At 71.8% G+C, this 18,577-nt stretch carries 21 protein-coding genes; 5 read left to right on the forward strand and 16 right to left on the reverse strand.

Features of this window, described 5'->3' with window-relative positions; all coding sequences use genetic code 11:
• Positions 1–18 precede the first annotated feature (18 nt).
• From IEY12_RS02685 to IEY12_RS02700, 4 genes are read right to left on the reverse strand one after another with little or no spacing between them, the layout of a single operon-like run.
• Positions 19–939, reverse strand: coding sequence for a hypothetical protein (locus IEY12_RS02685; RefSeq protein ID WP_188878342.1), 921 nt, complete (start codon positions 937–939; stop codon positions 19–21).
• Positions 940–977: 38 nt separating this feature from the next.
• Positions 978–2,252, reverse strand: a complete 1,275-nt coding sequence (hisD, locus tag IEY12_RS02690) for a histidinol dehydrogenase (protein WP_188880336.1) — start codon at positions 2,250–2,252, stop codon at positions 978–980.
• Positions 2,253–2,295: 43 nt separating this feature from the next.
• Positions 2,296–3,006, reverse strand: coding sequence for a class I SAM-dependent methyltransferase (locus IEY12_RS02695; RefSeq protein ID WP_188878348.1), 711 nt, complete (start codon positions 3,004–3,006; stop codon positions 2,296–2,298).
• Complete coding sequence (locus IEY12_RS02700) at positions 3,007–3,882, reverse strand: aldo/keto reductase (protein ID WP_188878352.1); 876 nt, start codon at positions 3,880–3,882, stop codon at positions 3,007–3,009.
• Between the two features lie 108 nt (positions 3,883–3,990).
• On the opposite strand from IEY12_RS02700, the gene IEY12_RS02705 reads away from it, so the two are divergent.
• Both IEY12_RS02705 and IEY12_RS02710 read left to right on the forward strand, forming a co-directional pair.
• Positions 3,991–5,433 carry an APC family permease gene (locus IEY12_RS02705; protein WP_188878356.1) on the forward strand — a complete coding sequence of 481 codons (1,443 nt, stop codon included), beginning with the start codon at positions 3,991–3,993 and terminating at the stop codon, positions 5,431–5,433.
• Between the two features lie 3 nt (positions 5,434–5,436).
• Entirely contained in the window at positions 5,437–6,180 is a 744-nt protein-coding gene (locus IEY12_RS02710) for a universal stress protein (RefSeq protein ID WP_188878360.1), read from the forward strand.
• Between the two features lie 388 nt (positions 6,181–6,568).
• Here the strand turns inward: IEY12_RS02710 and IEY12_RS02715 are convergent, their stop codons facing one another.
• Both IEY12_RS02715 and IEY12_RS02720 read right to left on the reverse strand, forming a co-directional pair.
• Positions 6,569–6,820, reverse strand: coding sequence for a hypothetical protein (locus IEY12_RS02715; protein ID WP_188878363.1), 252 nt, complete (start codon positions 6,818–6,820; stop codon positions 6,569–6,571).
• Between the two features lie 67 nt (positions 6,821–6,887).
• Positions 6,888–7,064, reverse strand: coding sequence for a DUF7987 family protein (locus tag IEY12_RS02720; RefSeq protein ID WP_188878365.1), 177 nt, complete (start codon positions 7,062–7,064; stop codon positions 6,888–6,890).
• A gap of 175 nt (positions 7,065–7,239) precedes the next feature.
• Between IEY12_RS02720 and IEY12_RS02725 the strand changes: the two genes are divergently transcribed.
• Positions 7,240–7,482, forward strand: coding sequence for a hypothetical protein (locus tag IEY12_RS02725; protein WP_188878367.1), 243 nt, complete (start codon positions 7,240–7,242; stop codon positions 7,480–7,482).
• Positions 7,483–7,486: 4 nt separating this feature from the next.
• Here the strand turns inward: IEY12_RS02725 and asd are convergent, their stop codons facing one another.
• The 7 genes from asd to IEY12_RS02760 form a co-directional block, all read right to left on the reverse strand.
• Entirely contained in the window at positions 7,487–8,518 is a 1,032-nt protein-coding gene (gene asd / locus IEY12_RS02730; protein ID WP_188878370.1) for an aspartate-semialdehyde dehydrogenase, read from the reverse strand.
• 47 nt (positions 8,519–8,565) lie between these two features.
• On the reverse strand, positions 8,566–8,745 hold the full coding sequence (locus IEY12_RS02735) for a 30S ribosomal protein S17e (protein WP_123075753.1): 180 nt from the start codon (positions 8,743–8,745) through the stop codon (positions 8,566–8,568).
• Between the two features lie 65 nt (positions 8,746–8,810).
• The gene (locus IEY12_RS02740; RefSeq protein WP_229870860.1) at positions 8,811–9,425 is read right to left on the reverse strand and encodes a DUF447 domain-containing protein; all 615 of its coding nucleotides are present in this window, start codon (positions 9,423–9,425) and stop codon (positions 8,811–8,813) included.
• A complete protein-coding gene (locus IEY12_RS02745; protein ID WP_188878378.1) occupies positions 9,422–10,315 on the reverse strand; it encodes a triphosphoribosyl-dephospho-CoA synthase in 894 nt (297 codons plus the stop codon). Before IEY12_RS02745 ends, IEY12_RS02740 begins: the two co-directional genes overlap by 4 nt.
• Entirely contained in the window at positions 10,305–11,054 is a 750-nt protein-coding gene (locus tag IEY12_RS02750; protein ID WP_188878381.1) for a tRNA-dihydrouridine synthase, read from the reverse strand. The genes IEY12_RS02745 and IEY12_RS02750 overlap by 11 nt, the downstream gene beginning before the upstream one ends.
• Positions 11,051–12,043 carry a 2-phospho-L-lactate transferase gene (cofD, locus tag IEY12_RS02755; RefSeq protein ID WP_188878384.1) on the reverse strand — a complete coding sequence of 331 codons (993 nt, stop codon included), beginning with the start codon at positions 12,041–12,043 and terminating at the stop codon, positions 11,051–11,053. Before cofD ends, IEY12_RS02750 begins: the two co-directional genes overlap by 4 nt.
• A 46-nt stretch (positions 12,044–12,089) precedes the next feature.
• On the reverse strand, positions 12,090–12,833 hold the full coding sequence (locus tag IEY12_RS02760; protein ID WP_188878385.1) for a DUF7537 family lipoprotein: 744 nt from the start codon (positions 12,831–12,833) through the stop codon (positions 12,090–12,092).
• A gap of 94 nt (positions 12,834–12,927) precedes the next feature.
• On the opposite strand from IEY12_RS02760, the gene IEY12_RS02765 reads away from it, so the two are divergent.
• On the forward strand, positions 12,928–14,172 hold the full coding sequence (locus IEY12_RS02765; RefSeq protein ID WP_188878387.1) for an HD domain-containing protein: 1,245 nt from the start codon (positions 12,928–12,930) through the stop codon (positions 14,170–14,172).
• Positions 14,173–14,196: 24 nt separating this feature from the next.
• Entirely contained in the window at positions 14,197–15,216 is a 1,020-nt protein-coding gene (locus tag IEY12_RS02770; protein ID WP_188878412.1) for an amidohydrolase family protein, read from the forward strand.
• Between the two features lie 26 nt (positions 15,217–15,242).
• Here the strand turns inward: IEY12_RS02770 and IEY12_RS02775 are convergent, their stop codons facing one another.
• The 3 genes from IEY12_RS02775 to IEY12_RS02785 all read right to left on the reverse strand — a co-directional run bounded on the left by IEY12_RS02775 (position 15,243) and on the right by IEY12_RS02785 (position 18,570).
• Positions 15,243–16,187: a biotin--[acetyl-CoA-carboxylase] ligase gene (locus IEY12_RS02775; RefSeq protein ID WP_188878419.1), complete on the reverse strand. Its 945-nt coding sequence runs from the start codon at positions 16,185–16,187 to the stop codon at positions 15,243–15,245.
• 172 nt (positions 16,188–16,359) lie between these two features.
• The gene (locus IEY12_RS02780; protein ID WP_188878421.1) at positions 16,360–18,162 is read right to left on the reverse strand and encodes an acetyl-CoA carboxylase biotin carboxylase subunit; all 1,803 of its coding nucleotides are present in this window, start codon (positions 18,160–18,162) and stop codon (positions 16,360–16,362) included.
• 96 nt (positions 18,163–18,258) lie between these two features.
• Positions 18,259–18,570, reverse strand: a complete 312-nt coding sequence (locus tag IEY12_RS02785) for an antibiotic biosynthesis monooxygenase (protein WP_188878423.1) — start codon at positions 18,568–18,570, stop codon at positions 18,259–18,261.
• Positions 18,571–18,577 lie beyond the last annotated feature (7 nt).

The following is an 18,577-nucleotide window of genomic DNA, read 5'->3' on the forward strand; positions in this document are numbered from 1 at the left end:
GTTCCTGTGAGACGGCGCTCAGAACGGCGCCGGACCGCCGGCACCGGCGAGGAGGACGGCGACCTCCGCGAGCGCGAACGCGGTGTAGGCGAGCGCGGGCGCGAGGAGCGAGTCGCTTCGCTCGTAGGCGACGGCGGCGACGGCGAGCACGCAGACGCGGGCGAGGACGTACGCGCCGGCCACGAGCGAGGCGAGCAGGTGGAGTGCCGACGCGCCGACCGCCGCCGCGAGGACCGCGAGGAGGCCCGCGGTGAGCGCACGCGCGCGCTCGTCGTCGAGGCGCGCGTTCGCGAGGGACCCGAGGACGGCGAGGACAGCGAGGACGACGGCGGCGGCGAGGCGGCCGAGGTCGGGCACGAGCGCGAACCCGCCGGTGTCGCTCACGACCGCGACGCCGGCGAGGAGCGTCGTCGCCGCGACCGCTTCGCGTGCGTCGAGCGCCACGCGGAGCGGCGTCTGGACGAGGAGCTGACAGACGAGGAGGAGGGCGGGGACGCTGACGAGCAGGCCGAGTCCCGCGACGGCGAGTATCGGCACGAGCGCGTCCGTCGCCCCGTAATGCGCCTTCGCGAGCGCGCCGTACGGCACGGAGACGACGCGAGCGAGCGCGGCGGTCGCACCGACGAGCGCGACGGGACCGACGAGGGCGAGCGCCACGGCCGAGGCGTCGTCCCGTGACGGCCACCGCAGGCCGACGTCGACGGGGCGGGACGCGGCGTATCCGGCGGCGAGGAGCGCGACGCCGCCGACGAACAGCGCGGTCGAGAGAAGCCCGCGAGCGAGGAGACCGATGCCGGGCACGGCGGCGGCGAGCGCGTGCGCCGTCGCGCGGACGACGCGCTCCCACGCGAGGACGCCGGCGAGGAGGGCGACGGCGACGGCGGTCTGCCGGGCGGCGGCACGGTCGGGGAGGGCACGGACGAGTGCGTAGAGGGACACGCCGGCCGTTCGACGCCCGAGTAGTAAAGGCTGGAGGCTCAGTCGTCGTCGAAGCGGACGTCGACGCTTCGCTCGTGGGCTTCGAGGCCCTCCGCGTCCGCGAGCGTCGTGACGGTGTCGCGGAGGTCGGCGAGCGCGCCCTCATCGAGGCGCTGGACGGTGCTCGCGCGGAGGAAAGTGTCGACAGAGAGGCCGCCCTGTACCTTCGCGCCGGCGTTCGTCGGGAGGACGTGGTTCGTCCCGGTCGCGTAGTCGCCGGCGGCGACGGGCGTGTACGGCCCGAGGAAGACGCTCCCCGCGTTGTCGATTCGCTCGAGGATCGCCTCGTCGTCGGCGGCCTGAACGGAGAGGTGCTCGGCGGCGTACTCCTCGGCGAACAGCACGGCCTCGCTCATCGAGCGCGCGTGGAAGACGCCGCTCGCGTCCGAGTCGAGCGCGGCCTCGATGACGTCCGCGCGCTCGCGGCCCGCGAGACCCGCCGCGACGGCGTCGCAGATGGCGTCGGCGGTCGCCTCGTCGTCCGTCACGGCGACGACGGAGGCGTTCGGGTCGTGCTCGGCCTGCGCGAGCAGGTCGGCGGCGACGAACTCGGGCGTGCAGGTGTCGTCGGCGACGACGCAGACCTCGGAGGGGCCCGCCAAGAAGTCGATTTCGACGTCGCCGCGCACCTCGGCCTTCGCGGCGGTCACCCACTTGTTCCCGGGGCCGACGACGAGTTGGGTTCGGTCGACCGTCTCCGTGCCGTACGCGAGCGCGGCGATGGCCTGCGCGCCGCCGGCGGCGTACACGCGGTCCGCGCCCGCGGCGTGGCAGGCGGCGAGCGTCACGGGGTTCAGCTCCTCCGCGGGTGGGGTCGCGACCGCGACCTGCTCGACGCCCGCGACCGTCGCCGGGACGACGGTCATCACGACGCTGGAGGGGTAGGTGGCGGCCCCGCCCGGGACGTACGCGCCGACGCGCTCGACGGGCCGGAACCGCCTCCCCAATTCGCGGCCGTCGAACTCGCGCGTCCAGTCCTCGGGGAGCTGGGCCTCGTGGAACGCCCGGACGTTCTCGACGGCGGTCTCGATGGCGTCGCGCACGTCGTCGTCGATCTCGTCGTAGGCGCGCTCGGCCTGATCGCTCACGTCGAGGTTCCCGACCTCGACGCCGTCGAACTCGCTCGCGAACTCGCGGAGCGCGGCGTCGCCCTCCTCGCGGACGCGCGAGACGATGTCGCGGACGTCGTCGCGGACGGCGTCGATGCCGGCGTCGCGCTCGAAGAGCGCGCGTCGACGCGCCGGACCGAGGTCCGCGAGCGCCGCTGGCTCGATAGGCATACTCGATACGTCGGGAGCGTCGCGGTAAACCGTTACGCTAAGCGGGGCGGCGAAATGCGAGCCCGTACATCCGCCCGGCGTCCTCGCTCTCGACGTCGGCGTCGAGTCGGGCGACGTCCTCGCGCAGGCCGGCGGCGACGCCGCCGTCGAGCGCGCGCGCGGCGTCGCGCGCCGCGCCGAGGTGCGCCCGAACGTGCTGGCTCGTCCACGGCACCGGCTCCAGGAGCGTGCGCTCGCGCTCGAACGCCCACCCCCAGCCCTCGCAGAGCCGTCGCAGGTGGCGCGCCGGGTAGAACGTCAGCGCCGCCTCACCGAACGCGAGTTCGTGGGCGGCGTTCTCGACGGCGACGACGTCGCGCATCCGCGCGCCCGTTGGGAGCGGGTCGTAGTCGTTCACGAGGAGGCGCGCGCCGGGCGCGGCGACGCGCGCGAACTCGGCGAGCACGGCGTCGAGCGCGGCGGGCGCGAGCACGTTACAGAGACCGTGCGCCGTCACGAGGTCCACCGAGTCGGCGGGGAGCGGCGTCGCGCACAGGTCGGCCTCCAGAACCGCGGCGCGCTCGTCGACGCCGACGCGCTCGCGCGTCGTTCGGGCGTGCGCGGCGTCGTCCGTGATGGCGTAGACGCGCTCGGCGCCGGCGTCGAGCAGGCCGACGGTGGTGTTGCCGACGCCCGCGCCCGCCTCCAGACAGACCGCACCCGAAACGGGCTGGTCGGCGAGCGCCGCGCGCACCGTCGAGGGCACCATCTAGTGGTGGAGTTGCTCGGGGACCGGGCTGTCCTCGTGGCGGAGTCGCTCGACGAGCGAGCGCTGGGCGGCGTCGTCCATCCCGTCGTAGTTCCGGGCGGCCGCCAGCACCATCGCGACGAGCTTCGGGTCACCGGGGTTGATGACGCTCGTCAGCCCCTGCGAGGCCGCGAAGTCGAATCGCTCCTCGATTTCGGCGGGCGTGTCCACCGGCTCGTACCAGTTCGAGAACGGCCGGTCGTGCTCGGGGCGGTTGTCCCACGGCCCGCGCGCGAACGCCTTGATGCCGAGCGTTCCGATGTCCTCCTCAGCGGCGCGCTCGAGCACGCCCGCGTAGTCGTGCTCGTCGTCGTCCTTCCCGACGACGACGGAGTTCATCGGGAACATCAGCGTCTCGAGGTCGTCGATGCGCTCGACGGCGTCGAGGATGAGTCCGGGGTCGGCGTGGCTCGTCAGCCCGATGTGGTCGATGAGCCCCTCCGCCTTCGCGTCGCGGATCGCCGCGAGCGCGCCGTCCTCGCTCGTTATCTCCTCGAGTTCGTGCTCGTACTCGAGGCCGTGGACCTGATAGAGGTCGATGGTCTCGACACCGAGGCGGTCGAGCGAGCGCTCGAGCTTGCGGCGCGCGCCCTCGTAGTCGCGCTCCTGTGTCTTGCAGCCGAGGAAGATCTCATCGCGGTGCTGGCGGAGCTTCGGGCCGAGCTTGAGTTCGGCGTCGCCGTACGTCGGCGCGACGTCGAAGTGGTTGACGCCGGCGTCGAGCACGTGCTCGACCATCTGGTTCGCGCCCTCCTGTTCGAGCCAGTTCAGCGCGATCGCGCCGAACGTCATCACGGTGCTGTCGTGGCCGGTCCCGCCGAGCGGACGAGTCTCCATAGCGGGATGACGTGCAGGACCGTTATAAATATGGCCGGACGAGTCCCGCCGACCGAGGGCCGGCGTCCGGCCGCTACATTATTCCGACAGCCGCGTGCCCACGCGAACATGGAAGGGCCACACGAACCAGAACGGAGCGGAACGAACGAGGCGGGTGAATCGCCGACGCAGGTAGGGCACCCGGCGGACGCCGAGGCGGAGGCGTCCGTCACCGAGGAGGGGACCGAGCTCGAACGCTCCATCGGCCTCGTCGGCGGCGTCGCCATCGGCGTCGGGACGATGATCGGCGCCGGCATCTTCGTCTTCCCCGGGCTCGCCGCCGGTCAAGCGGGCCCGGCGGCCGCCGGCTCGTTCGCCATCGGCGCCGTCATCGCCCTCCTCGTGGCGCTTCCCGCGTCCGAGCTCGCCACCGCGATGCCGAAATCCGGCGGGGGCTACTACTTCATCTCGCGCGCGCTCGGCGCGCTCCCCGGCGCGGTGGTCGGCATCAGCATCTGGCTCGGCCTCGTCTTCGCGACCGCGTTCTACCTCGTCGGCTTCGGGAACTACGCCGCCGAGCTGCTCGTGCAGGCCGGCATCGGGGCCTCCATCGGCGGCCTCGGCGTCGTCACACCGCTCGCGCTCGTCTTCGGCGTGCTCCTCACCGGTCTCAACCTCTTCGGTACCGAGAACGCCGCGAAGCTCCAGAACTACGTCGTCGGCCTCCTCCTCACCATCCTCGTCCTCTTCCTCGGCTACGGTGGCCTCGACGCCGTCGGCGTCTTCGGGCGCGCCACCACCCCGGAGACGTTCCTTCCGTTCGGCGTCGCGCCCGTCTTCACGACGGCCGCGCTCGTCTTCACCTCCTACCTCGGCTTCGCGCAGGTCGCCACCGTCGCCGGCGACATCAAGAACCCCGGGCGGAACCTCCCGCTCGCGATGGTCGGGAGCGTCCTCATCGTCGGCGTCCTCTACGTCGGCACCATCTTCGTCGCGACGAGCGCGATGGGGTCGCTCGCGCTCGGACGCGCCGGCGAGACCGCCATCGTCGACGTCGCGGCCGAACTGTTCGGCGTCGCGGGCGTCTTCGCCATCCTCGTCGCCGGCCTCCTCGCCACCGTCTCCTCCGCGAACGCCTCCATCCTCTCCACCTCGCGCGCGGTGTTCGCCGTCAGCAAGGACGCGCTCATCCCCCAGCAGGCCAGCCGCATGAACCTCAAGTACGGGACGCCACACGTCGCGCTCGCGATGGCTGGCGGGCCCGTCCTCGTCCTCGTCGCGCTCGGCGAAACCGAGGTGCTCGCCGAAGTCGCGTCCTTCCTCCACCTCATCATGTACGGCCTGATGTGCGTCGCGCTCATCGCGCTGCGCCGCGACGAACCCGAGTGGTACGACCCGGACTTCCGCGTGCCCGCCTACCGCGTCGTCGCCGGCCTCGGCGCGCTCGCGAGCTTCGGGCTCATCTTCTTCATGCAGCGCGCCTCCCAGATCATCGGCCTCGTGGTCATGGTCGCGGCCGCCGGATGGTACAAGTACTACGCGAGCGACGTCAGCCTCAAAGGGGTGCTCTAAGCGATGACTCAGACCACAGACGACCTCGCGATCCGCGAACCGCCGAAGGTGCTCGTGCCCGTCGAAGTGCTCGAGGGCGAATCCGTCTCGGAGTCGCTCGCCGCGTTCCTCGCGCCCGCCGACGTGGTCGTGCTCGGCTACCACGTCCTCCCGGAGCAAACACCGACCGAACAGGCGAGCATGCAGTTCGAGGAGCGCGCACAGACCGCCGTCGATGACCTCGCCGCCGTCTTCCGCGACGTCGGCGTCACCGTCGAGACGCGCGTCGCGTTCACGCACGACCGCGACCAGACCGTCGAGCGCGTCGCCGCCGACGTCGGTGCGACCGCCGTCCTCCTCCCGAACCCCGTCGGCGACGTCTCGGACGTCCTCGTCCCGATCCGCGGCGTCGTCGACCGCGAGCGCCTCGCCGACCTCGTCGCTACCCTCCTCGCGGACGGCGACGGCGAAGTGACGCTCTGGGGGCTCGGGAGCGACGAGTACGACGCCGAGGCCGCCGTCGAGGCCGCACGCGAGAGCCTCGCCGAGCGCGGCCTCGACACCGCCCGCATCACCACCGAGACGAGTCCCGCCGACTCGCCGGTCCACGACATCGTCTCGCGCTCGGCCGACTTCGACGTCATCGTCATGGGCGCGGGCGAGGGGTCGCTCTGGTCCGTGCTCTTCGGCGGGGAGTCCGAGCGCGTCGCCGAGGGCGCCGTCGCGCCCGTGCTCGTCGTGCGCGACCGAGAAGCCGTAGGCGACTAGCGATGTAGAGCTTCCGCTGCGAAGAGGGGCGACACACGGCGACGAGCGCTCGCGGAGCGACGGCTCACAGGAGAGTCGTATGTTCTGCCCGGAACACTAACGACCGGCCTCATCCCTGGGCTGCGTGCCGTGTCGGCCGGGAAACCCTCGTGCCGGGCAGGATCGGCGCGGGGTCAGTTGGTCCCGCGCGAGACGTGACGTGTCTCGGCCGGAGGATCGCTGATCCTCGGGGTCGGCGGCTGACGCCGCCTCATCGGCGTTCCGTGAGGTCCGCCGGCTGTCGCGTGCCCGGGTTCTCCGCGCGTCATCGCGCCCGGAGTGGGTGTGCTCGGGCGGGGACTAAAGGCACGCAGCGCACGGTACGGCGGCCACGCGCTTGAGGGCTACGCTATGCGACGTCGCCCGCGCTCTCGCTCTCGGCCGCGTCCTCGCGGAGCTGATAAACCTGCTCGCGGGTGGCACAGACCCCGCAGACGCATTCGGCGAGGCCGACCTCCGCGAGTTCGGCGAGCGCGTCGCGCGCTTCGTCCTCGTCGATACGCGCTTCGCTCGCGACTTCGGCGGGGGAGAGTGGCCCCCGGTTGTCGAGGACCACGCGGGCGAGCTTCGCGTGGCACGAGAGGGTGACGGTACCGCTCATACCGCGACCTTACCGATGCCTGCCAAAAACCCTTGCCTTACCGGCGAGGACGGCGTCTGTCGACCGGCTACGCCGCGTTCTCCGTCCCCCGTGCGGCGTACCGGTAGAGGGCGGGGCCGCCGAGGCCGATACCGAAGAGGACCGCCCAGAGGACGAGGTCGCTGTCGGTGAGTTGGGCGGCGACGAGCCACGCGCCGACGGCGAGCGCGACGCAGACGGCGGTGACGAGCGAATCTCGCTCCATACCGCGACGTGACGGGGGAGGCCCGTAACTCCCACGCTCGCGCTCTCGGCCGGCGAGGCGACCGGACCCGAGCGCACAGCGGGCGGGGGCGCGAGCGACACACGCGAAGTAGACGTTCGTCCACGGTCGCGCGCCGGCACAAAGGTTGATAGTCATTGGCACACAATGATACGGTATGCCACAGACGCAGCTCGACGTCGACCGGTACGTCCCGAGCGAGTACCTCAAGCGCCAGCTGCTCTCCGGGGACATCGAGACGCTGACGCTCCACGAGCGCGTCGCCGACCCCGGGGACACCTTCGAGGTACACGGCGCGACCTTCGAGATAACCGCCGTAGAAGTACGTGACGCGGCCGACCTCGACGTCCCCGACGAGGACGGGAACGCCGTCGTCCACTTCTTCGAGCGCGTGGCGTAGGGCCCTAGAGCCAGCCGTCGCGCGCGAGCAGCTCGCCGTTCAGCACGGACGCGCCCGCCGCACCGCGAATCGTGTTGTGCGCGAGGCAGTTGTACTGGATACCGGCCGGCGTCTCCTGCACGCCGCCCGCCGCCACCGCCATCCCGTCGCCGAGGAACCGGTCGAGGCGAGGCTGCGGTCGGTCCGGCTCGTCGAACGTCTCGATGAGCGGGTCGGGCGCCGAGTGGAGCTCCTGCGACGGGTAGGCTTCGAAGGCCTCGTAGATGTCGGCGATGGTCGGGTTCTCCGAGAGCTCCGCCCAGACGTTCTCGAGGTGGCCGTCGAGCGTCGCGACGCGGTTACACGACGCGGAGACGTCGACGTCGTGCCACCGGATCTCGCTCCCGTCGAACTCGCCGAGGAGCTTGCGGCTCTCCGTCTCCATCTTCTCCTCCTCGCCGCCGATGTAGGGGATGACGTTGTCGAGGATCTCCATCGACGTCACGCCCGAGTAGCCCGCACCCGAGACCGCCTGGAGCGTCGAGACGTGGACGCGCTCGAGGCCGAAGTCGGTGAGCGCCGCCAGCGTCGGGACCATCGTGATCGTCGAGCAGTTCGGGTTCTTCACGAGCGCGCCGTCCCATCCCCGATTATCGCGCTGGACCTCGATGAGGTCGAGGTGCTCGGCGTTCACCTCGGGGATGACGAGCGGCACGTCCTCGGCGGCGCGCTCGTTCGAGGAGTTCGAGGAGACGACGTAGCCCGCCTCACAGAAGCCGTGCTCGACGCGTTCGGCGACCGAAGAGGGGAGCGAGGAGAAGACGAGGTCGACGTCGTTCGGGATGGCGTCCGGGTCCGTCTCGACGACCTCGACGTCCCGAACGGCCTCCGGAATCGGCGTGTCGACGCGCCACTTCGCGGCCTCGTGATACGGCTTCCCGGCCGAGGAACTGGAGGCGGTCAGTGCGGCGATGTCGAACTCCGGATGCTCGGAGAGCAGTTGGATGAAACGCTGGCCGACGGCACCAGTCGCTCCGAGTACGGCTACGCGAGTCATTACCTCGCCACAGGTGCGAGGAGGACAAAGTGGCTTCGGTTCGGGCGCTAGTTGCGCTTGTGCGTGATGTAGCCCGCGATGCGGTTGCGGACTTCCTTCGACTCGATGTTCGTGAGCTCCTGAACGGCCTCCTTGTTGTGCTCGAAGTCCTTGCGGCTGAAGGCGTCCGGGTAGCGTTCGAGGAGGATGTTCCCCGTCTTCTTGACGTAGTCGGGCTTGATGGCCATGGGTGCGCGTTCGGCCGGTGGGCGTTAAAACGTTCTGTATTGGACCCGCCCGCGCGCACGCCGCGTCAGCCCGAGAGCGCGCGGAGGCGCTCGAACGCCTCGCGCTCGCGCGGCCCGCCACAGCGCTCGCAGACCGACTCGAAGTAGTCGAGGCGCTCGCGGAGCACCTCGGTGTCGTAACCCGGGACATCGAGACGCGACGCCGCCACCGTCGCCTCGATCACCGCCGCGTACCCCCGGTTCGTCGTCGGCACCGCCTCGCGCACCACGCGCGATTCGACCGGCGAGAGCGCCCACGTCGCGACCCGCGTCCCCTCGCGCTCCTCGACGCCCGTCCGCTCGACGTCCACGCGCGCCCACGCCGCCGCCCCCGGGAGGACGGGTTCCTCGCGCTCGACCACGGAGAGCGCCGCCTCGACGAACGTCACGGCGTCGTCCACGAACTGGACGTACCCCCCGCCGCGCTCACGGAAGTTCCGCCACGTCCGCGTCCGCCCGAACGTCCGCGCGGTGGCCGGCGCGGTGCTCGCGGGTCGTCCCTCCCCGCTCGCTCTGTCTGCGCCTTCACTTCGCTCAGGCGCATGGACCCCCAGCGCGGCGAGGTTCCACAGCCCGTTCGGCCCCCGGGTCGTCACCACCGTCTCGGTCACGCCGCGCAGGGGGGTCGGCCACTCGCTCACACCGACACCCCGCGTTCGAGCGCGACGAAGAGCCCCGCCGCGACCGCGTCCGCCGTCGTCCCCGGGTTCCACCCCCTCGCGACGAGCTCGTCCCCGAACGCGCTCACCGCCTCGCGACTCGCGCCGGATTCGTGGAGGTCGCGGGCGCGCTCGCGCACCTCGAACGCGGCCTCGAGGCCGTGCTGTTTCGCGAGGAGCGTGTCGAGGCCCTCGCCCAACAGCGCGAGGAAGACGTCCGCCGTCCGCTCAAGTATCGGTCCCTCGCCGGCCGCGATGCGCTCGGCGGCGTCGAAGGAGCGCGCGAACCCCCCGCACCACTCCGCCGCGTTCCCGTCGCCGAGTTCGGCGAGCGAGTCGGGGTCGCCGCGCAGCGTCGCGACGCCGTCGTCGGGCGCGCCCGCCGCGAGGACGTCCGCGAGCGTCGTCCCCCGGGATTCGAGGGCGGGAATCGCGTCCGCGCCCCGCCGCACGTCGAGGGCGGCCATCTCCTCGGGCGGGTCGGAGACGGCGACGTCGGCGTGCTCGAACGCCCGGTAGAAGCCCGCCGCGTCCGCGACGGTGGTGTCCGCGACCACGTCCGCGACGCCCTCGGGCGTACAGTCGTCGCGTGCCGCCGCGCGAACGAGCGGGACGAGCAGGAGCAGACAGCCGAACTGGGTGTTTCGCCCGTGCTCGGCCATCCCCGCGACCGCGTCCTCGAACGCCTCGCCCACCGGCGCACCGGCTGCAGCGCGTTCGAGCCCGGGGCGCGCGCCGACCGCGCCCGCGAGGAAGTGCTCGAAGCGCAGGTCGGCGACGTCGCGCTCGCGGTCGACGTTCCCGGGCTTCGGCGTTCCAGCGACCTCCAAGAGGAGCGCGAGCTCGGCGTTCGCGGCCGGGCTACGCGGCATCGAACCACTCCACGACGGCGTCGCGGACCCGCGCCCGCACTCGCGGGTTGTCGCTCGGGCGGCCGATGGAGACGGCGTCCGCGCCGTACGCGAGGTACTCGCGCGTCGTCTCGCGGTCGCGCACGCCGTTGTTCGCGATGATGAAGCCGCCGAAGGCGTCCCGAACACCCGCGACAACCCCCTCGGAGTCCATCGCGTCGACGTGGAGGACGGACGCGCCCGCGTCCTCGAGGGCGCGCGCGAGGTCGGGGAGGTCGACGTCCGGCACGTCGGCGCGGACCTTCACGCTCGTGGTCGCGCCCGCGTCGCTCGCCGCCGAGACGATGTCGCAGAGGCGCTCCGTGTCCCGGAGGAGCGTCTCGCCCGCGCCCGCCGCGCACATCTCGGACTGCCGGCAGTGCGCGTTCACCTCGCAGAGCGCGCCGCGGTCGGCGCAGACCTCGGCGACCGGGCGGACGGGCGCGGGCGTCGTCGCGCGGACGTTCACGCCCGCCTCGAGCGGCGCGTCCGCGAGCGCGTCCAGTTCGTCGGCGACGAACGCCACGGGGTCGGCGGGCAGGAACTCGTCGCGGTTGCGGTCGGCGACCATCCGCTCGGCCGCGTTCCGCGTCGGGTCGTCGAGCGCGACGCCACCCAAGAATGCGAGGCCGACGTCGCCGCTCGCCTCGCGCGCCCACGCCGCGTCCGACTGCCCGGAGAGGCTCGCGAGCGCGACGCGGGGGCGGAAGTCGACGCTCATCGTGCGGCCTCCAGCGCCGCCGCGCACGCCTCCGCGACGCGCGCGGCGTCCGCGTCGTCGTCCATCCGCGTGTCAGTCCGAACGACGGGGCGGTCGAGCGACGTCGAGTCCGCCGTGTCGAGGACGAACGCGTCCGCGAACTCGTAGGCCGCCGCGACGCCCGCCGTGCTCGGCTCGCGCCCCGTCGCGCGCATCAGGTCGTCCGCCGGCCCGCTGAACACCTCGTCCTCGACGAACGGCGAGACGGCGACCACCGTCGTCTCGCGCAGCGCCTCGCGCACCCCGTCGAGGGCGAGCATCGGCCCGAGGCTCGTCACGGGGTTCGACGGGCCGACGATCACGTCCTCCGAGAGGGCGTCGAGCACGGCATCGGTGGGCTCGGCGTCGCTCGCACCGCGAAACTCCACGTCCTCGATGTCGACGTCCCCGCGCCGTCCCACCCAGAACTCCTGGAAGTGCATCACGCCCTCGGGCGTGTGGACGACTGTCGCGACGGGGTCGTCGCTCATCGGCAGGAGGTCGACGGTCAGGTCGAAGGCGTCCGCGAGCGTGCGCGTCACCTCGGTGAGCGTGCGCCCCTCGTCGAGGAGGCTCGTCCGGAGGACGTGGACGGCGCGGTCCCGGTCGCCGATGGTCATGAACTCGCGCGCCGCCGAGAACCGCCGCCAGCGCGCGATGTCGCGGCCCGCCGTCTGCGCCTCGGCGTCGAGATACCGAGGGCCATCGTCGAGGCCCGCGCGGTCAGCGAGGCGCTCCAGCTCGTCGTGCGTCTCGTGTGTGTCGTCGTCGATACCCCACCAGAACTCCCGGTCGAGGACGCCGCCCTGCTCGAAGAGCACCGTATCGACGTCCGGGCAGACGAGCGAGCCGCCGAGCTCGACGTCGTCGCCCGTGTTCCCGACGACGGTGGTGTCGGCGGGGTCGAAGACGTCGGCGGCGCCCGCGAGGAGCTTCGGGGTTCCGGTCCCCCCGGAGAGGAACGTCGGCATATCCCGAGAAACGACCGCAGACGTGTAAACGCTTACCGTCCCGGCGCTAGTTCGTGGCGGTCTCTGCGGTGGTGTTCGCCCGGGCCGCGTCGAGCCACGGCGGCGTCGGGTCGGTCGAGCCGACGTCCGTGTAGCGCATCGTCACGTCGACCGATCTCTGCGACGCGTTCACGGTGTAGTGGACGCGCTTCACGAGGCCGTCCGGGCGGACGTCGAAGCGCGCGGTGGCGTTCGCGCTCGCCTCCGCCGAGAGCCCGCCGACCGTGCCCGAGGCGTCCGCGCCGGCGGACGCGTTCACGTGCGCGACGTACGTGTGGACCGTCTCGCCGTCGAGGGTGCTCGTCCCCTCGTAGGTGACGTTCGCGCGCTCGGTGAGGTTCTCGGCGCCGAGGCGACTGAACTGCGTCGCGTCGACGTCGAACGCGCTCCCCTGCCGGTAGAGCACGCCCGTCGAGGAGTTGATGCGCGTGTACGCCGTGCCGTTCCCGTCCGCGTAGACGGTGGCGTCACCGAAGGCGCTCGACGTCGAGAGCGCGTACGCCCCCGAATCGAGGTCGACCTTCGCGGTGAGGTCCTGCGTCGTCGACGTCGTCTCGGCCGACGACGCGTTCACCGTGAGATGATACGTGAAGCTCCCCGCTTCCTCGAGGGCGCTCGCGTGCTGTGCCTCCATCTGCGAGCCGTTCACCGGCGTCTCGTACGGTTGGCCGCCTCCGCCCGACATCGCGCTACAGCCCGCGAGGGCGACGAGCGCGACGACGGCGAGCGCGGCGAGCGCGTTCTTCTGCACACTCCCCCTCGGTGGGGCGACGGGTAGTAGCTGACGGCTTCCGCGCGCGTCGAGCCCCCGGCCGTTTTTGTAGGGGCGCGCGCCAACGTCGCGTATGACGACCATCAAGGACAGCGTCCACGACCACATCGAGGTGACGGGCGTCGCCGACGCCCTCCTCGACACGCCGCCCGTCCAGCGCCTGCGGCGAATCCACCAGCTCGGCACCGCGAACCTCGTCTACCCCTCCGCGAACCACACGCGCTTCGAGCACAGCCTCGGCGTCTACCACCTCGCCTGCGAGGCGCTCGACGGCCTCGGCGAGGACGGGACGCGCGCGAAGCGCACGCGCGCCGCCGCCCTCCTCCACGACGTCGGCCACGGCCCGTTCAGCCACACCATCGAGGACCTCATCCACGAGCACACCGGGAAGTACCACGACGACGTCACCGACCTCCTCACCGACGGCGACGTCGCCCGCGTCCTCACCGAGCACGGCCTCGACCCCGAGCGCGTCGCCCGCATGGTTCGCGGCGAGGGCGAACTCGGGCAGGTCGTCGCGGGCGAACTCGACGTCGACCGGATGGACTACCTCGTGCGCGACGCTCACCACACCGGCGTCCCGTACGGCACCATCGACCACGGCCGCCTCGTGCGCGAGCTCACCATCCACGACGGCGAACTCGTCCTCGACGAGGGGAACGTCCAGACCGCCGAATCGCTCCTCCTCGCGCGCGCACTCATGAACCCCACCGTCTACAACCACCACGTCGCGCGCATCTCGAAGGCGATGCTCCGCCGGGCCGCCGAGCGCCTCCTCGAAGCGAGCGACACCACGCCGGGCGACCTCCGGCGGATGGACGACCCCGCGCTCCAAGTTGCGCTCCGCGAGTGCGACGCGAGCGCCGACTTCGCCCGCCGCCTCGACCGGCGCGACCTCTACAAGCGCGCCGTCTGGGCGGAGATGGCGGACGTCACCGGTGACGTCTTCGCGGACGACACCGTCCTCGACGCCGACGACGACGAGCTGCGCGACTACGAGCGCGAAATCGCCGACCGCGCGAGTGTCGACCGCGACGCCGTCCTCCTCGACGTCCAGTCGCGCCCCCGGATGCGCGAATCCGACTCGCGCGTCCTCGTCAACGGCGACGTCCGGCCGCTCGACGAGCAGTCAACGCTCGTCAGGGCCCTCCAGATGACGCAGCGCGAGCAGTGGCGCCTCGGCGTCTACGCGCCCGCCGACCACACCCAGTCGGTCGGTCGCGCCGCCGTCGACGTCCTCGGCCTCGACATCGACGGCGCGCTCGTCACCGAGACGACGCAGAGCCAGTACGCGCTCGACGACTTCGGGGAGAATTAAATCAATTCGCCCCCGAGTGTCGGTATGGAACTAGCGGGCACGATACTCGCGGGCCGCGACTTCGAGGCCGTCGAAGGGAGAGTCGTCGTCGAGGACGGTGAGATCGCCGCCCTCGAGGAGGCGAGCGTCGAGAGCGACGACATCGTCCTCCCGGCGTTCGTGAACGCGCACACCCACCTCGGGGACTCCATCGCGAAGGACGCCGGACGCGGCCTCTCACTCGAGGAGCTCGTCGCGCCGCCGGACGGCCTCAAGCACCGCCTCCTCCGGCAGGCCGACCGCGACGAACTCGTCGCGGGGATGCGTCGCTCCCTCCAGTACATGGCGGAGTCGGGCACGGCGGCGACGCTCGAGTTCCGCGAGGGCGGCGTCGCGGGCGTCGAGGCGCTCCGCGAGGCCGCCGCCGGCGTCGACGTCGACGCGTTCGTCCTCGGGCGCGACGACCCGGACGTCCTCGACGTGTCTGAGGGGTACGGCGCGAGCGGCGCGAACGACGCGGAGTTCTCGCGCGAGCGACGGGCCGCCCGCGACGCCGGGAAGTGCTTCGCCATCCACGCCGGCGAGGTCGACGACAGCGACATCCACCCCGCGCTCGACCTCGACCCCGACCTGCTCGTCCACATGGTGCACGCGGACGATGTCCACCTCGACCGCGTCGCGGACGCCGAGATCCCGGTCGCGGTCTGCCCGCGCTCGAACCTCGTGACGGACGTCGGCCTCCCGGACGTCCCCGAACTCCTCGAGCGAACCACCGTCGCGCTCGGCACGGACAACGTGATGCTGAACTCGCCGTCGATGTTCCGCGAGATGGCGTACACCGCGAAGACCTACGACGTGACCGCCGTCGAGGTGCTGCGGATGGCGACGACGGCGGGCGCGGAAATCGCCGGCCGGAACGACGGCCTCGTCGAGGCGGGTCGGGACGCGAACCTCCTCGTCCTCGACGGCGACTCGCACAACCTCGCGGGCTACCGGGACCCCGTGCGGGCGGCCGTCCGGCGCGCGAGTACCAGCGACGTGAAGCGCGTCGTCCACTCGACCTGAACGCGCCCGCGCGACCGGCGTTCGGCCTAGACGGGCCGGAGGTGCTCGCAGTCCCCGGCGTGGACGACGCGCTCCTCGCGTCCGGTGTCGACGACGAGCGCGCCGGCGTCCGTGACGTCCACCGCCTCACCCACGACCGTCTCCTCGGGAAGCGTGACGCGGACGCGGGTGTCGAGCGTCGCGGCGTGCGCGCGCCACGCCTCGCGCGTCGCCTCGGGGTCGCCCCGGAGCGCGTCGAAGCGCTCGAGTATCCGCTGGACGAGCACGCGGCGCTCGACGGCCTCGCCGAGCTCCACGAGGAGGCTCGTGGCGTCGTCCGGGAGCGCGTCCGCCGGGACGTTCGCGTTCAGCCCGAGGCCGGGGATCACCCACGCGACGCGCCCGGCTTCGCCCTCCATCTCGGTGAGGATGCCGGCGAGTTTCCGACCGCCGCGCGCGTAGGCGTCGTCGGGGACGAGCAGGTCGTTCGGCCACTTGATCGCGGCGTCGACCCCCGTCTCGCGGACGGCCGCGCAGGCCGCCGCGCTCATCGCCATCGTGACGAGGGTCGCGCGCGCCGGCGAGAGGTCCGGACGGCAGACGACGCTCAGCCAGACGCCGCCGGGCGGCGAGGACCACGCGCGCTCGAGGCGGCCGCGCCCCCCGGTCTGCTCGTCCGCGAGGACGACGACGTCGCTCGCGCCCGACGCCGCGAGCTCGCGCGCCCGGTCGTTCGTGCTCGCGATGCTGTCGTGGTACTCGACCTCGAAGGGCGCCTCGCAGCCGTACTCGACGGCGGGCCCGCCGTACTCCGGAATCGAGTCGAGGACGTAACCCGCCCCGTCGCTCTCGATGCCGAAGCCGGCGTCGCGGAGCGCTTCGACGTGCTTCCAGACGGCGGCCCGCGAGACGTCGAGCGCGTCGGCGAGCGCCGGCCCGGAGACGGGGCCGTCGGCGACGCGTTCGAGGACGGCGCGGCGCGTCTCGTTCATACCCGGGGTACGGAACCCAGCGATAAGAACGCCTCCCTCCGCGCGCTCTCTCGAGAGCGCGTTACTCGCGGATCGTTCCTCTCCGCTCGTGGTGTCGCGGCGCCCTTCGGTTGCCGCGTTACTCGCGGGTCGTCCCTCCCCGCTCGTCTTTCCGCGCTCCTGACGTCGCGCGTTACTCCACCACGACGAGGACGTCGCCCATGTCGACGCTGTCGCCCTCCTCGACGGCGACCTGCGAGACGGTGCCGCCGTGGGAGGCGACGACGTCGTTCTCCATCTTCATCGCCTCGAGGACGACGAGGACGTCGCCGGGTTCGACGACGTCGCCTTCCTCGACGTCGACGGAGAGGATGGTGCCCTGCATCTCCGCTTCGACCGTCTCGCCGCCGCCCTCGACGACCGTCTCGGAGTCGTCGCCGTCGTCCGGGCCGGCGGGGCCGGGCGCGCTCGCCGACGTATCGGTATCGACGTCGAGGTCGGGAATCGCGGGCGCGTCCCCGTGCTCCTCGAGGTTCACCTCGAAGCGCTTCCCGTTCACCTCGACGGTGAACTCGCGCTCGCGCGTCTCCTCCCCGTCCTCGCTCTCGCTCGCCGTCGACCCCCAGCGCTCCTGTGCGTCGTAGAGGCGCGTCTCGTCGAACGCCTCGTCGAGGTACGTCGTGGTGTGCTCGCCGGCGACGAACGTCTCGTCCTCGAGCATCAGGCGATGGAAGGGGACGATGGTGACGATGCCCTCGACGTCGTACTCGGCGAGCGCGCGCTGCGAGCGCGCGATGCACTCCTCGCGGTCGCTCCCGTGGACGACGAGTTTCGCGACCATCGAGTCGTAATCGGTGACCAAGTCGTCGCCCTGGCGGAGGGCGTCGTCGACGCGCACGCCGATGCCGCCCGGCGGGTCGTACACCTCCAACCTCCCGCCGGTCGCGGGCGCGAAGTCGTCGGCGGCGTTCTCGGCGTTGATGCGGAACTCCATCGCGTGCCCCTCGAGTTCGACGTCGTCCTGTGCGAAGTCGAGCTCCTCGCCGGCGGCGACGCGGAGCTGCCACTTCACGATGTCGACGCCCGTGAGCGCCTCCGTGACGGTGTGCTCGACCTGAATGCGGGTGTTCACTTCGAGGAAGTAGAACTCGTCGCCGGAGACGAGGAACTCGACGGTGCCGGCGTTCACGTAGTCGGCGGCCTCGACGCCGCGACGGGCGGCTTCGCGGATCTCAGCCTGCATCTCGGGGTCGAGGCTCGGACTCGGACCCTCCTCGATGACCTTCTGGTGGCGGCGCTGCAGGGAGCAGTCGCGCTCGCCGAGGTGGCGGACGTTCCCGTGTTCGTCCGCGATGACCTGGACCTCGATGTGCTTCGGGTCGGCGAGATAGCGCTCGAGGTAGACGGAGTCGTTCCCGAAGTAGGCCTCGCCCTCGCGTTTCGCGGCCTCGAGTTGCTCGTCGACCTCGCTCTCCTCGGTGACGACCTTCATCCCGCGCCCGCCGCCGCCGCCCTCGGCCTTGACGGCGATGGGGTAGCCGTGCTTGTCGCCGAACTCGCGAACCGTCTCCGCGTCCGCAACGGGGTCCGTGGTGCCGGGGACGATGGGGACGTCCGCGCCGTCCATCACTCGTCGGGCACCCGTCTTCTCGCCGAGTTGCTCCATCGCGTCGCTCGACGGCCCGACCCACGTCACGCCGTCGGTCGCTTCGACGCGCTCGGCGAACTCGGCGTTCTCCGCGAGGAAGCCGTACCCCGGGTGGATGGCGTCCGCGCCCGCCTCCAGTGCGGCGTCCACGATGGCTTCCTGGTCGAGGTAGGACTCGGCGGCGCGCGCCGGGCCGACGCGGTAGGCCTCGTCCGCGTATCGGACGTGGCCGGCGTGCTTGTCCGCCTCAGAGTAGACCGCGACCGTCTCGATACCGAGGTCCTCGCACGCCCGCATCACGCGAACGGCGATCTCGCCCCGGTTCGCGACGAGAACCGTCTCGAACATATCGCCGGATTCGGCGACCGCGCACGTTATACTGTCGATCCGGGAGGGCGACAGTCGTCGAATCCGCCCGCCACGCGGGCGACGCGGCCTCCGCCGCTAGAGGAACTCCTCGTACTCGTAGTGGCGCACCGTCGGCTCCCAGTCCGCGAGCACGTCGCGCGCGATTTCGGGAACGTGGGCGGCCTCGTAGTCCTCGCCCGCGAACGTCTCGACGGCGTCCCAGTCCTCGAACGTCATCGTCGTCACCAGCTCCACCATCTCGTCGGCGGTCTCGCGTCGCCCGAGTCGGAAGCCCGTGAGCCCGTCGACGTTCGCCTCGAACTCCGGGACGATCTCGTGCTCGAGGAGGTGTGCGTACTCGTCGGCGTTCTCGGGCGTCGCTCGCGCGTACCAGATGCGCTCGATCATACGGCGA

The sequence above is a fragment of the Halarchaeum grantii genome (assembly GCF_014647455.2).
Lineage (GTDB): Archaea > Halobacteriota > Halobacteria > Halobacteriales > Halobacteriaceae > Halarchaeum > Halarchaeum grantii.